11 protein-coding genes are annotated in these 12,648 nt (G+C 54.9%); 5 read left to right on the forward strand and 6 right to left on the reverse strand.

What is annotated here, in order from left to right; all coding sequences use genetic code 11:
- Positions 1-181: 181 nt before the first annotated feature.
- Positions 182-349: a hypothetical protein gene (locus QEP11_RS03845; protein ID WP_284335288.1), complete on the reverse strand. Its 168-nt coding sequence runs from the start codon at positions 347-349 to the stop codon at positions 182-184.
- Between the two features lie 267 nt (positions 350-616).
- On the opposite strand from QEP11_RS03845, the gene QEP11_RS03850 reads away from it, so the two are divergent.
- Positions 617-1,333, forward strand: coding sequence for a lipocalin family protein (locus QEP11_RS03850; protein ID WP_284335290.1), 717 nt, complete (start codon positions 617-619; stop codon positions 1,331-1,333).
- Between the two features lie 165 nt (positions 1,334-1,498).
- On the opposite strand, the gene QEP11_RS03855 is transcribed toward QEP11_RS03850, so the two are convergent.
- The 5 genes from QEP11_RS03855 to QEP11_RS03875 all read right to left on the reverse strand — a co-directional run bounded on the left by QEP11_RS03855 (position 1,499) and on the right by QEP11_RS03875 (position 7,686).
- Entirely contained in the window at positions 1,499-1,960 is a 462-nt protein-coding gene (locus tag QEP11_RS03855) for an RcnB family protein (RefSeq protein WP_284335291.1), read from the reverse strand.
- 103 nt (positions 1,961-2,063) lie between these two features.
- Positions 2,064-3,677 carry an ABC transporter ATP-binding protein gene (locus QEP11_RS03860; protein WP_284335292.1) on the reverse strand — a complete coding sequence of 538 codons (1,614 nt, stop codon included), beginning with the start codon at positions 3,675-3,677 and terminating at the stop codon, positions 2,064-2,066.
- The gene (locus QEP11_RS03865; RefSeq protein ID WP_284335293.1) at positions 3,677-4,744 is read right to left on the reverse strand and encodes an ABC transporter permease; all 1,068 of its coding nucleotides are present in this window, start codon (positions 4,742-4,744) and stop codon (positions 3,677-3,679) included. Before QEP11_RS03865 ends, QEP11_RS03860 begins: the two co-directional genes overlap by 1 nt.
- Before the next feature lie 63 nt (positions 4,745-4,807).
- Positions 4,808-5,836, reverse strand: coding sequence for a microcin C ABC transporter permease YejB (locus tag QEP11_RS03870; RefSeq protein WP_284335337.1), 1,029 nt, complete (start codon positions 5,834-5,836; stop codon positions 4,808-4,810).
- A gap of 2 nt (positions 5,837-5,838) precedes the next feature.
- Positions 5,839-7,686 (reverse strand): extracellular solute-binding protein, encoded by a 1,848-nt coding sequence (locus QEP11_RS03875; protein WP_284335294.1) that lies wholly within the window; start codon positions 7,684-7,686, stop codon positions 5,839-5,841.
- Between the two features lie 98 nt (positions 7,687-7,784).
- On the opposite strand from QEP11_RS03875, the gene fabI reads away from it, so the two are divergent.
- The 4 genes from fabI (at position 7,785) to QEP11_RS03895 (ending at position 12,535) form a co-directional block, all read left to right on the forward strand.
- On the forward strand, positions 7,785-8,585 hold the full coding sequence (fabI, locus tag QEP11_RS03880) for an enoyl-ACP reductase FabI (protein WP_284335296.1): 801 nt from the start codon (positions 7,785-7,787) through the stop codon (positions 8,583-8,585).
- Positions 8,586-8,890: 305 nt separating this feature from the next.
- Positions 8,891-9,760 carry a ZIP family metal transporter gene (locus QEP11_RS03885; protein ID WP_413788672.1) on the forward strand — a complete coding sequence of 290 codons (870 nt, stop codon included), beginning with the start codon at positions 8,891-8,893 and terminating at the stop codon, positions 9,758-9,760.
- A 134-nt stretch (positions 9,761-9,894) separates the two neighbouring features.
- Entirely contained in the window at positions 9,895-10,443 is a 549-nt protein-coding gene (locus QEP11_RS03890) for a superoxide dismutase family protein (RefSeq protein WP_284335299.1), read from the forward strand.
- 214 nt (positions 10,444-10,657) lie between these two features.
- Positions 10,658-12,535, forward strand: coding sequence for a potassium transporter Kup (locus tag QEP11_RS03895; protein WP_284335301.1), 1,878 nt, complete (start codon positions 10,658-10,660; stop codon positions 12,533-12,535).
- Positions 12,536-12,648: the final 113 nt, after the last annotated feature.

Consider the following 12,648-nt stretch of genomic DNA (forward strand, 5'->3'; position numbering starts at 1 on the left):
GTATCCAAAAAACAAAGCTGACCATGCTAACCACTGTCAGCCAGCCCCGACCACATTCGAATTAATGCAGAGCAAAGCACACTGCTTTTTTTTCGTTCGCCACTAAACAAAAAAGCCTCAGACTAAGTCCAAGGCTTTTTTATTAGCTAATCCGGGTCACAAAAAACCCAGAAGCGCAGGATTAACCCGAGTGAGCACGCTTGCCGGGGTTCTTCTTGCTGCGGGTGTGCGAACCACGCTCCAGGCTGACGCGCTGGCCACGGCCTTGAGCCAACAAGGTCACGCCGTTAGGAGCAACGGGACGGGGGGTGCGCTTGCGATCAGCTTCAGTAACGATCTTATTGCCCATGGCAATCTCTCCAGTTGAGGTTTCAGTAAACCCGGTATTTTTCCACACACTGCAAGGCAACGTGACGGCGGGATTCAAAAAATTGTCTCACATCTTGGCTTTTCACTCATTTCCGGGTCCTTTTCAGCATACGCACCACAGCTACAAGGCATCTGGACAAACTTTCACGCGCAAGACCTACAACTTGGCGGTGCTTCTGCTACAAATACTGTGTGCTCCAAGAGCGCACCCCTGGTGCTTCGCATTTTTTGCCACAGGACCTTGCCCATGTCTTTCTTTCACCGTTCTTGCAAGACCGACATCGCCTCCGCTTGCCCTCGCTGCTCCAACCGTGACAGCCTGCACAACACTGTGAAAAGTCTTCAAGATGTTCTGCAGCAACACCGTCAATCTACTTCTGAAGCCCAAACTTCCAGCAGGTCCAGCAGCGCTGTCGTCTGTACCATTGGCCTGGCTGCGCTGGCAGGCGCGGCTATCTATGCATCGCGCAACCCTCGCCTCCCTGAGGGAGTATCCCCGATAGAAGGCTTTCAGCTCGACCGCTATCTGGGCAAGTGGTATGAGCTGGCGCGCATTGAACACAGCTTTGAAAAGGGCCTGCAGCGTACACAGGCGGAATACAGCCTCAACCCGAATGGCAGCATCCACGTCACCAACCGGGGCTACGACCCCAAACGTGGGGAATGGAAAGTTTCTCACGGCAGGGCCAAACCAACGATTGCCGCCGATGTAGCCGCCTTAAAGGTGTCCTTCTTTGGCCCGTTCTACGGCGGCTATAACGTGGTCGCTCTGGATGATGACTACCAATGGGCCATGGTAATTGGCAGCAAACTTGATTACTTCTGGATTCTGTCGCGCACGCCTTCTCTGCCTCGTGGTGTGGAAGAGCGCCTGATGCACCAAGCACAATTGCTGGGCGTGGATACGCAAAAGGTTTTGTGGGTGCATCAAGATGGCGTGAACCCCACCGGAAGCTACAAATAACTCTGTTGTCTATTGATTAAATTGATTCGAGCTTGCAAAGCAATGATTCCTCGAGAGCTTTTTAAAAGCCCTTGATGGGTTTGCAAACAGAGTTGCGGCAAGAAGCCGCTCCCACAAAAAAACCGGCACTTGTTGCCGGTTTTTTTGTGGCGGAGCACGGAAGGCTCAATTGCCCAGAATCAACTGCGCAATCACCCCGGTTGCAATCGCCACCAGCAAGTAATCGCCCCCGTATTGCACCCATTGGTGGCCACGAGGCGGTTGCCTCAAGCCGTGTCCACGCCAGTCATTGACTACATATTGGTAACCTCGGTACTGTGGGGGCACTCGACCACCTTTCACCCAATTGTGATTAGGGCCAGCGCCCATCCGCTTGGCTTGACCAGGGGGGATGCCATGTGGATGGACAGGTCTTGCTGCGGGACCGCCTTGCATGTGCGGTGCAGGCCCAGGGCGGTGAACCTGGGGGCCAGGATGCCCCTGAGGCCCTGGAGGTCCTTTCTGCATGTGTTGCGATGGGCCATGGCCCTGCGGGCCATGTTGGCGCCCAGGCTCTGCAAAAGCGCTCAAGCTGCTCAACCCCAGAGCCAATGCAACGGCGGTGATGCCAAGGTTCTTCTTATTCATCGCGATCCCCTTTCGTGGGTGGTTGCTCATGTGCCCATAGTAAGCAGCCCTTGCAAAGCAAATCCCAAAAGTTTGTAAAGCTTTGGCAAAACCCGGTATCCACCTACAACGTGGCACGCACCAACTGCTGGGTATACGGGTGTTGCGGTTGCCCCAGCACCGCATCAACTTCACCGTACTCCACCACCTCGCCGCTTTTCATCACCATCACCTCGTGAGCCATGGCTCGAATCACGTCCATATCGTGCGTAATCAGGACATAACTCAAACCCAGCTCTCTCTGCAGACGCTGCAGCAGGCCCAGCACCTGTTTCTGGACAGTTACATCCAGCGCACTGGTCGGCTCATCAAGCACCAGAATTCTGGGGCGCACAATCAGCGCCCGTGCTACAGCCAGACGTTGGCGCTGCCCTCCTGAGAATTCATGCGGATAGCGCTGCAACAAACCTGGGAACTGCTGCTCACTCAAGCCCACACTCAGCAGCGCAGACAGCACCTGCTCACGCCGCCCAGCTTCGCTGATGTCAGGGGCATGCACGCGCAAGCCCTCTCCCACGATCTCCTCAACCGTCAGACGCGGCGATAGCGAAGAAAACGGATCTTGAAACACCACTTGCACTTCGCGACGCAGTGCTTGATTGACCGCCGAGTTGCGTATGGATGGCAGTTGCCAGTTTTTACCACTGATCAGCAACTCCCCTCGACTGGGCAACAGCCCCAAAAGCGCTTGAGCCAGGGTGGATTTACCGGAGCCAGACTCTCCCACCACGCCCAAGGTTTGGCCTTCTCGCAGCCTCACATCAGCACCTTGAACTGCAATAAATTCACCCTTTTTGAACCAACCTTTGATACCTGAAAGAGGGACCGGATAGCTGACCAGCAGATTTTTCGCTTGCACCACAACCTTGGCATGCGAATTGGCAGGCTGCACATCCCGCACAGGCTGACTTTGCAACAGCTTTTGCGTATAAGAGTGTTTGGGCTGCGCAAACAAATCAGCCACAGTGCCTTGTTCCACCAACACCCCTTGCTCCATGACCGCCACCCGGTCAGCAAAGCGGCGCACCAGATGCAAGTCATGCGTGATCAACAAAATTGCCATGCCATTTTGGCGCTGCAAATCACTCAGCAATTCCAGGATCTGTGCTCTCAGCGTTACATCCAGCGCAGTGGTTGGCTCATCGGCCAGCAGCAGCCTGGGCTTGCAAGCCAATGCCATGGCAATCATGGCACGCTGGCGCTGCCCGCCACTCAGTTGGTGAGGATAGCTTTGCGCGCGACGTTGCGGCTCTGGAATGCCGGTGGCAGCCAAAACCTCTACAGCCAGCTTCCAGGCTTGCTGCTTGCTCAGCACCTCCTTGAGTTGCAGCACTTCGGCCACCTGCGCGCCCACCGTCATCAACGGATTCAACGCAGTCATCGGCTCCTGAAAAATCATGGCCACATCACCACCACGCACCGCACGCATTTCACGCTCTGGCAACGACAGCAGATCACGCCCATCCAGCATGGCTGTCCCACTGATATGGGCATCACCAGCCAGCCGCAGCAAGCTCAATGCAGTGATGGTTTTGCCTGAACCCGACTCCCCAACCAGCGCCAGCTTTTCTCCCGCATGAAGGTCAAAACCAACACCGCGCACGACGGCTTTATCGCCAAAGCGCACCATGAGATCGCAAACAGACAGCAACGGTGTTTGAGAAGGTGTACCTTGCATCACACCCCCTCCTTCGCATCGCTGACCTGGGCTTTGCGAGGGTCAAGCGCATCACGCAGGGCATCGCCCATAAATGTCAGCAACAACAAAGTCATCACCAACACCGCGAACGTACCCAAAGAAATCCACCAGGCATCAATGCTGTTTTTACCCTGGTTGAGCAGCTCTCCCAAGCTGGGCGTGCCAGGAGGCACACCCAAGCCCAGAAAGTCCAGCGAGGTCAGCGCCAAAATGGATGCGCTCATGCGAAAGGGCAAAAAGGTCACCACGGGCGTCAGGCTGTTGGGCAGGATGTGGCGAACGATAATCTGTCCATTGGGCACACCCAGCGCACGTGCTGCCTTGACGTAGTCCAACTGCCGGTTACGCAAAAACTCCGCCCGCACATAATCGGACAAGCCCATCCAACCAAACAGACTCAGCAGCACCAAGAGCAGGCTGATGCTGGGAGCTAACACAGCACTGAAGATGATGAGCAGGTACAGCTCAGGCATGGAGCCCCATATCTCGATAAATCGCTGGAACACCAGGTCGGTCTTGCCGCCAAAAAAACCTTGAACGGCTCCAGCAATCACCCCCAGTACCACGCCAACTGCGGTCAGTGCCAGCGCAAACAGCACGCTGACACGAAAGCCGTAAAGCAGTTGCGCCAACAAGTCTCTGCCGCGGTCATCAGTGCCCAGCCAGTTCGCAACTGACGGAGGTGCCGGGTTGGGTGCTTCAGCGAAGTAATTGATGGTTTTTGAACCGTAGCGATTGAGGGGAAACAAGGCCCAGTTGCTACCTGTCTGCAGTTGCTGCTGAATAAACGGATCAAGGTAGTCGGTGGGGGTATCAAAGTCCCCGCCAAACACCGTTTCCGGGTAATCCTTCCATAAGGGGAAATAAGTCTGACCTTCATAGCGCACTACCAGCGGCTTGTCATTGCTGACCACTTCCGCGCACAGGCTCAACACCACCATGGCACAGAACAAAACCAGGCTGTAAAAACCCAGTTTGTTGCGCTTGAACCGCTGCCACGCGCGACGCCCGGGTGAAACAGAGCGTGGAACCAAGGTAGTACTCATTCTTTCGGACTGAGGCATAGATACCGCTGCTTGGGCAGCCTGTGCTTGCGTTGGAGCCATGGTTCAATCAAATTTCACACGCGGATCGACCCAGACATAGCACAGGTCGCTGATCAGCTTGGTGAGCAGACCAATCAAGGTAAACAAATACAGCGATCCCAGGACCACAGGGTAATCGCGGCGAATGACGCTTTCATAGCTGAGCAAGCCCAGACCATCGAGCGAGAACAGGGTTTCGATCAAGAGTGAGCCCGCAAAAAACGCCCCAATGAACGCAGCCGGGAAACCTGTAATGATGGGAATCAGCGCATTGCGAAGCACATGTTTGTAAAGCACTTGCTTTTCGCTAAGCCCTTTGGCACGTGCAGTCAGCACATACTGCTTGCGGATTTCTTCCAGGAATGCGTTCTTGGTCAACATGGCTGTCACAGCAAAGCTACCTGCCACCATGGCCGTCACCGGCAGCGCGATATGCCAGAGGTAGTCCACCACCTTGCCCATCAGGCTTAGCTCCTCCCAATTGGCTGAAGTCAGACCACGCAAAGGAAACCACTGCAGCTGTCCACCAAAAATCACCAGCAGCGCCACCCCCAGAACAAATCCCGGAATGGCATAGCCCACCAAAATCATCAGCGTGGTCACCAAATCAAAGCGTGAGCCAGCCCGCAGGGCCTTGGCTACGCCCAGCGGCACAGCCACCAGATAGCTGATGAAGAATGTCCACAGTCCCAAGCTGATCGAGACAGGCAATTTCTCAGCGATCAGCTCCCACACGGGCTTGTTCTGAAAAAAGCTCTGTCCCAGATCAAATCGGGCAAACTGCCCCAGCATTTGAAAAAAACGCTCATGCGCAGGCTTGTCAAAGCCATACAAGGCCTTGATTTGCTCAAGCCGCTCAGGGTCAACACCTTGGGCTCCGCGATAAGCCATGCCACCGCCTTCCGCCCCCAGGCCAGCCCCAGTTTTGGCTTCTGCCAGATATTGCTCAACAGGTCCACCAGGCACAAATTGAAGCACCACAAAAGTAAGCAGCAGCACCCCAAGCAGGGTTGGCACCATCAACAAAATGCGTTTGAGGATATAGGCCAACATATTCATTGCGCCTTTTGAGAGAGTTGGTTTTTCGCCGTGTCTGCATTCAAGGGCGGCATGCGAGCCCACCATGTATCCATGACCCAGCCTTCTCCGCTGGAGTATGGTGGAATGACTTGCGGATGAGCCAGGCGCCACTGATTGAAAGCCATGCGGTGGGTATTGGCAGACCATTGTGGAATCAGATAGTGACCATGGGCAATGGCGCGCTCCAGTGCATGGCAGGCTGGAAGCAATTCCTGCTCTGTCTTTGCGGAAACCATGGCCTTGATGAAAGCATCCACCGCCTTGCTTTTGACACCGGGAAAGTTGCCTGAGTCTTCCTGGTCTGCTGCGGCACTGCCAAACAGGTCTGCAAACTCTTGACCCGGATTGTTCGTACCCTGGTAAGCGATGCTGGTAATGTCAAAGTCAAACTTTTGCAAGCGCTGCTGGTAGAGCGCAAAGTCCACCGCGCGGAAGTTCAATGTGATGCCCAGTTTCTGCAGATTGCGCTGCCAGGGAGCCACCGTGCGCTGGCCTGCATCGCCGCTGTCAAGGTATTCCAGCACCATGGCTTGGCCATGGCTGTTGCGCAGTACTCCGTCTTGGACGGTCCAGCCAGCAGATGCCAGCAGCGCCTTGGCCTTGCGCAGGTTCTGTCGCAGGCTGCTGTCCCCGTCGGTACGTGGGGGCGTGGTCATGGCGCCAAACGCTGCGGGTGGAAGTACATCAGCAAATGGCTGCATCAAGGTCAATTCCGCCGCAGAGGGCAATCCACGAGTCTCACATACTGTGTTGCCAAAAATTCCGTTCACACGCTGATAGGCGCCATAGAACATCTGCCGGTTCATCCACTCATAGTCCATGGCCAGGCCCAGCGCTTCGCGCACGCGCACATCCTGCAAAAAGGGGTGGCGCACATTGAGCACATAACTCTGGAAACCCGTGGGCAGCTTGTGCTCAAACTCCCCTTTGACCAACTCGCCAGAACGAAACTTGCGGCCATCGACGCGCCGCGCCCAGTCACCAGCGCTAAAAAAGCGCATCAAATCAAACTCACCGGCTTTAAGTGCTTCCAGTTTGGCCGTGTTATCACGATAAATTTTGACGCTGATACGGTCAAAATTTGCCGTTCCCCGACGCACCGGCAAATCTTGGGCCCAGTAATCCGGGTCCCGCACATAGACAATGTCTTTGCCAAAACGAACCGGGCCAATCTTGTACGGACCGCTGCCAATAGGCGTATCCATCACAACTTCATTGAATGGTTTTCCGCCTCCCCAAGCGCGGCTGAAAATGGGCAGCCCTCCCACCGTCAAAGGCAGCTCGCGATTGGGCGCCCGGAAGGTAAAGCGCACCGTACGCTCATCCAGTACCTCGCAGCCGGCGACTTCCGCCAGCAAGGTCTTGTAGGCTGGCGACGTATGCGGCCCAATCAAGGTTTCGTAGCTGTGTTTGACGTCATGCGCCAACACCGGCTTGCCATCATGAAACCTTGCCTCCTGGCGCAGGCGAAAACTAGCAGACAAGCCATCCGATGCGACCGTGACATCCTCTGCCAGCAAGCCATAGCCTGTGGCTGTTTCATCCATGCTGCCCACCAGCAATGTATCGAACATCAGATTCGACAAATAGGCAGGAGCTGTGCCTTTGATGGTGAACGGGTTGTACTTGTCAAAGGTGGACACCCGCAAATTGCTGACCAATCGCAGCTCGCCACCTTTAGGCGCTTGCGGGTTCACATAGCCAAAGTGTCTAAAGTCAGCCGCGTACTTGGGCTGCCCCCATAAAGCGTAGGCATGATCGGCCCAAGCCGGGGCAAACGTAGTGGCTCCTGCGAGCAAGAAACAAAACTTCCAAAAGCGCATGAGACAATTCTGCACCACAGTGGCCTGCCTGCCTGCGTTTTTGACTGATACAAAACCCGGAGGTCGGCCTTCTATGAATTTCACCTAGGAGAAGAACAATGGGTTTTCTGACCGGCAAGAAGCTGCTGATCACAGGCGTGCTGTCCAACCGTTCCATCGCTTACGGCATCGCCAAGGCCTGCCACGAGCAAGGTGCTGAATTGGCATTCAGCTATGTGGGCGAACGCTTCAAGGACCGCATCACCGAGTTTGCAGCGGAATTCAATTCCAAGCTGGTGTTCGATTGCGATGTGGCAGACGATGCACAAATTGAAAAACTGTTTGCTGACCTGGGAGCCGTCTGGGGCAAGTTCGATGGATTTGTGCACTCCATCGGTTTTGCACCCCGTGAGGCCATTGCTGGCAATTTTCTGGATGGCCTGTCGCGCGAATCGTTCAAGATCGCCCACGACATCAGCGCCTACAGCTTCCCTGCGATGGCCAAGGCAGCCTTGCCTTATCTGAATGACAAGTCTTCACTGCTGACCCTGTCGTACCTGGGTGCCCTGCGCTCCATCCCCAACTACAACACCATGGGTTTGGCCAAGGCTTCTCTGGAAGCTTCGGTACGTTACCTGGCTGAAGCCGTAGGCCGCACCGAAGATGGCCGCGCCATCCGTGCCAATGGCATTTCTGCAGGCCCCATCAAGACCTTGGCAGCCTCCGGCATCAAGGACTTCGGCAAGCTGCTGGGCCGCGTGGCCGATGCTGCTCCGCTGCGCCGCAACGTGACCATTGAAGATGTGGGCAATGTGGCAGCCTTCCTGCTGTCTGACCTTGCCTCGGGCGTGACAGCTGAAATCACCTATGTGGATGGCGGCTTCAGCCAGACAGCAGGCCTGTCGGCAGATCAGGTCTAGGCAACCTCTCTACGCACCCTCAAAGCCCTGCCAGCGAAAGCTGGCGGGGCTTTTTTCCATGGCTTTTTTCACGCACGTATTCCTAATCTATGCACATATTTCTCGAGAAAAGAAAAGATTCGCATTGATTGGGTATTGAATAAATAGGAATAATTCGCATTTAATAAACATTCGTCATTGACTGACAGCGCAAGCCGGGCTCAGGCATCACGCTGATATCAATCCCATTTTTGCTTATGAAAAATACTCCCTCCCCGGATACCTCCCACAAACGTGCTTTTGGCGTCCCTAGCGCGAAGCACCACGTGCGACTATGGATCGGCTTTGTCATCTCCATCATTGGTATCTGGGCCCTGTTCAGTCAGTTTTGGGCCTATGCACAGCAACAGCCCGTGGTGCTGCAAGCATTGGGTGGAGGTATGGTGGCCGCGCTAGCCACGGCTTTGGGGACTGTTCCTGTCATGTTTTCTCAGAACATGAGCGAGCGCACCCAAGACACTTTGTTCGGTTTTGGCGCAGGTGTAATGCTGGCTGCCTGCGCGTTCTCGCTTATCTTGCCAGGCATGGATGCCGTGCGCGCGCAAGCACTGTTTGGAGGCTCTGATGCTGCGGCTTCAGGGGTGATGGGTGCAGCGATTTTGCTGGGTGCTGGTGCCATGCTGCTGATGGACCGCGTGCTGCCACACGAGCACTTCATCAAAGGCCGCGAAGGCATGGACCTAGAAGCCGCACGACGCCTGCAACGCACCTGGTTATTTGTTTTTGCGATTGCTTTACACAATCTGCCCGAGGGACTGGCAATTGGCGTTGGCTATGCCAGCAACGGTATGGCTGGCAATGCGCTGGCAACAGGTATCGCAATCCAGGATGTACCTGAAGGCCTGGTGGTATCCATGGCCTTGCTAGCTGCTGGTTATGGTCGCAAGCTGGCAGTAGTGCTGGGCATGCTCAGCGGGTTGGTAGAGCCAGTCGGCGCAGTCGTAGGCGCCGCCATTGTCAGCACATCTCTTGGCATACTTCCTTGGGGCCTGGGTTTCGCTGCAGGCGCCATGCTGTTTGTCATCAGCCACGAAATCATTCCTGAATCACACCGCAAAGGTCATGAAACCTTTGCCACAGGTGGTTTGATGTTGGGATTTGTGCTGATGATGATCATGGATACCGCACTCGGCTAATCACTTACAGGTGTTGATTTCTGCAAAAAGTACGACAAAACACTACATCAAGCTCAGAAGCTGCGTACGATATGGACTACCTTTTCTATGAAATATTTCTCTCATCTACAACAACATTTCATTAGAGGAATGCTATGACCTACCGTTTCTTATTCTTGGGCCTGGCTACAACTGCATTGATGGGTTGCGCCGGAATTGGGCAGGATCCTTCTGCCACCGCTGAGCTCAAGCCAACAGCTGGTAGCTCCGTTACTGGCAAGGTGCTGTTCGTCCAGCACAAGCACGGAATGGTCAAGGTATCTGGGCAGGTCAGCGGGCTCAAACCCAATTCGGAGCATGGCTTTCACATCCATGAAAAAGGCGACTGTAGCAGTGCAGATGGGAGTAGTGCAGGAGGTCATTTCAACCCTTCCAACACGGCTCACGGACGCCACGGTCAGGGAACCCAACATGCTGGCGATTTACCCAGCTTGCGCTCCAACGCGAGCGGCATGGCAATTGTTCAGTACGAAACCGCGCAAATCAGCTTGAAGGACTCACGCTCCAGCACTGACCAGGAGAAAACAAGCAACAACATCGCTGGTCGTGCGCTTATCGTTCATGCGGATCCAGACGACTTCACAAGCCAGCCCACAGGCAATGCCGGTGCGAGACTTGCCTGCGCAGTGATTCAAAGCAACTAAACCCTTTGCCCGGTCTGTTCCAAAGCTGCAGCCAAGCTGCAGCTTTTTTCATGCGTGCTTTTCACGACATAGGTTTTCCTTCCTTGCGCGAAACCATGACAAGACAGTGCCATGTCAAGTTCAAGGCCTTGCTACTGCCAATGGTTTGTCAGCCACTCGACGCTATTGCAACGAGGTCGCAAAATCTCTGTCATAGCAGTTTCAGGCAGTGTCTGTGCACTCAAAAAAATCATCGTTGGCAGCCCTTACCCTTGGTGCATTGGGCGTGGTGTATGGCGATATTGGCACCAGTGTGCTGTACGCGCTCAAAGAAGTTTTCAACTCTGGCCACGTCACGCTGACCACCGAACACATTCATGGTGTGCTCTCCTTGGTCGTATGGACCGTCACCACCATTGTTTCCATCAAATACGTCACTCTGGTATTGCGCGCCGATAACCGTGGCGAAGGCGGGCTGGTTGCCATGCTGGCACTGGCAGCCCGTGCAGTTGAAGGTCACCCTAGACTTCGGCGCTGCCTGATGGCTATAGGTATCTTTGGTACCTGTCTGTTCTACGGAGATGGGGTGATTACCCCTGCCATCTCCGTGCTCTCTGCGGTGGAAGGCCTGGCCGTGATTTCACCCCAACTTTCTTCATCGATAGTGCCACTGACACTGGGAATTTTGCTGCTGCTGTTTGCATTTCAAAAGCGGGGAACAGCAGGCATCGGCCGCTGGTTCGGCCCCATCATGCTGCTTTGGTTCGTCTGTCTTGCTACGCTAGGTCTCTGGCATATTGCGCAGCATCCAGGCATTCTGAAGGCTCTCAGCCCTCACTACGCTGTGGCGTTCATCACAGAAGAAACTGGCATCGCTTTTCTATTACTGGGTGCGGTGGTGCTCTGCGTCACAGGAGGCGAAGCACTGTACGCCGATCTGGGGCACTTTGGAAAACGGCCTATACGCCATGCTTGGTTTGGTGTGGCCATGCCTGCCCTGCTGATCAACTATCTCGGCCAAGGCGCGTTGCTGCTGCAACAACCTGATGCCGTAGCGAACCCTTTCTTTGCCATGGCTCCGCGTGCCGCACTATGGCCCATGGTGCTTCTGGCAACTGCAGCCACCGTCATCGCCTCCCAGGCCTTGATTACCGGCGCATTCAGCGTGACCAAACAAGTGATTCAGCTCGGGTATTTGCCCCGTTTGCAGGTCTTTCACACAAGTGAAACAGATACCGGGCAAATTTATTTGCCCCTCGTGAATTGGAGTTTGTGCGCTGGAATTGCCCTGGCTGTGATCTTCTTTCAGTCTTCTGCAGCACTGGCTGCTGCCTATGGCATTGCTGTCACGCTGGACATGCTGATTACCACTGTGTTGACTTACTTTGTGGTGCGTTGGGGATGGAAATACAGACTGCTGCCCGTGGCTGCAGCCACCACCTTCTTTTTATTGATTGACCTGAGCTTTTTTACATCCAACTCTCTCAAGATTCTTGAGGGCGGCTGGTTTCCGCTGGCTATCGGTGGCGCCATGTTTGTACTTATGCGCACATGGCACCGGGGGCGCGATCAGGCTCTGCAGGCCATGCAGCCCCACGCACTGCCGTTGAGCGAGTTTCTAGGGCAACTGCGCCATGACAGTCATGTCGCTCGCGTGGCCGGCACCGCTATTTTTCTCTCCTCCCAAGAGGACAGCGTGCCTAGCGCTTTGCTGCACAACCTCAAGCACAACAAGGTATTGCATGCACGCAACATGTTTGTGACGGTACACCATCATGAACTCGCACACATCCCCCCCAACCACTGTGCTAAATCTCACGACTTGGGACATGACTGCTGGCAAGTCGTGCTGCACTTTGGTTTTAAGGATGATCCTCACGTCCCCAACGCTTTGGCGCAGCTTGCGCTGCAGGGGAAGTTGCCCAGCGCCTCCATCATGGAAAGCAGTTACTTTCTTTCTCGAGACATCATCGTGCCCCAACTTGGCCGAGGTATGGCACTCTGGCGCCAGAAACTGTTCGCCCAGATGTATCGCAACGCAAGCTCTGCAGCCGATTTTTTCCATCTTCCACATCGCAACGTAGTGGAGTTGGGCAGCCAAATAGCGATTTAGCGGAAGACGCCATCCCGTCTATCGCCCGGCGCTAGATGCTGACCTGCAAATCAGCTCTTATCCCACGGTAAAAGCGCCCTCTTTCCGAACAAGCTGACGTTATGCTTGCACGC

This window comes from Comamonas halotolerans, assembly GCF_030162935.1.
In the GTDB taxonomy this organism is placed as follows: Bacteria; Pseudomonadota; Gammaproteobacteria; order Burkholderiales; family Burkholderiaceae_C; genus Comamonas; species Comamonas halotolerans.

Coding starts and splice junctions, on each gene's coding strand:
- QEP11_RS03845 (WP_284335288.1), bottom strand. CDS start 349: ATGGGCAATAAGATCGTTACTGAAGCTGATCGCAAGCGCACCCCCCGT.
- QEP11_RS03850 (WP_284335290.1), top strand. CDS start 617: ATGTCTTTCTTTCACCGTTCTTGCAAGACCGACATCGCCTCCGCTTGC.
- QEP11_RS03855 (WP_284335291.1), bottom strand. CDS start 1,960: ATGAATAAGAAGAACCTTGGCATCACCGCCGTTGCATTGGCTCTGGGG.
- QEP11_RS03860 (WP_284335292.1), bottom strand. CDS start 3,677: ATGCAAGGTACACCTTCTCAAACACCGTTGCTGTCTGTTTGCGATCTC.
- QEP11_RS03865 (WP_284335293.1), bottom strand. CDS start 4,744: ATGAGTACTACCTTGGTTCCACGCTCTGTTTCACCCGGGCGTCGCGCG.
- QEP11_RS03870 (WP_284335337.1), bottom strand. CDS start 5,836: ATGTTGGCCTATATCCTCAAACGCATTTTGTTGATGGTGCCAACCCTG.
- QEP11_RS03875 (WP_284335294.1), bottom strand. CDS start 7,686: ATGCGCTTTTGGAAGTTTTGTTTCTTGCTCGCAGGAGCCACTACGTTT.
- fabI (WP_284335296.1), top strand. CDS start 7,785: ATGGGTTTTCTGACCGGCAAGAAGCTGCTGATCACAGGCGTGCTGTCC.
- QEP11_RS03890 (WP_284335299.1), top strand. CDS start 9,895: ATGACCTACCGTTTCTTATTCTTGGGCCTGGCTACAACTGCATTGATG.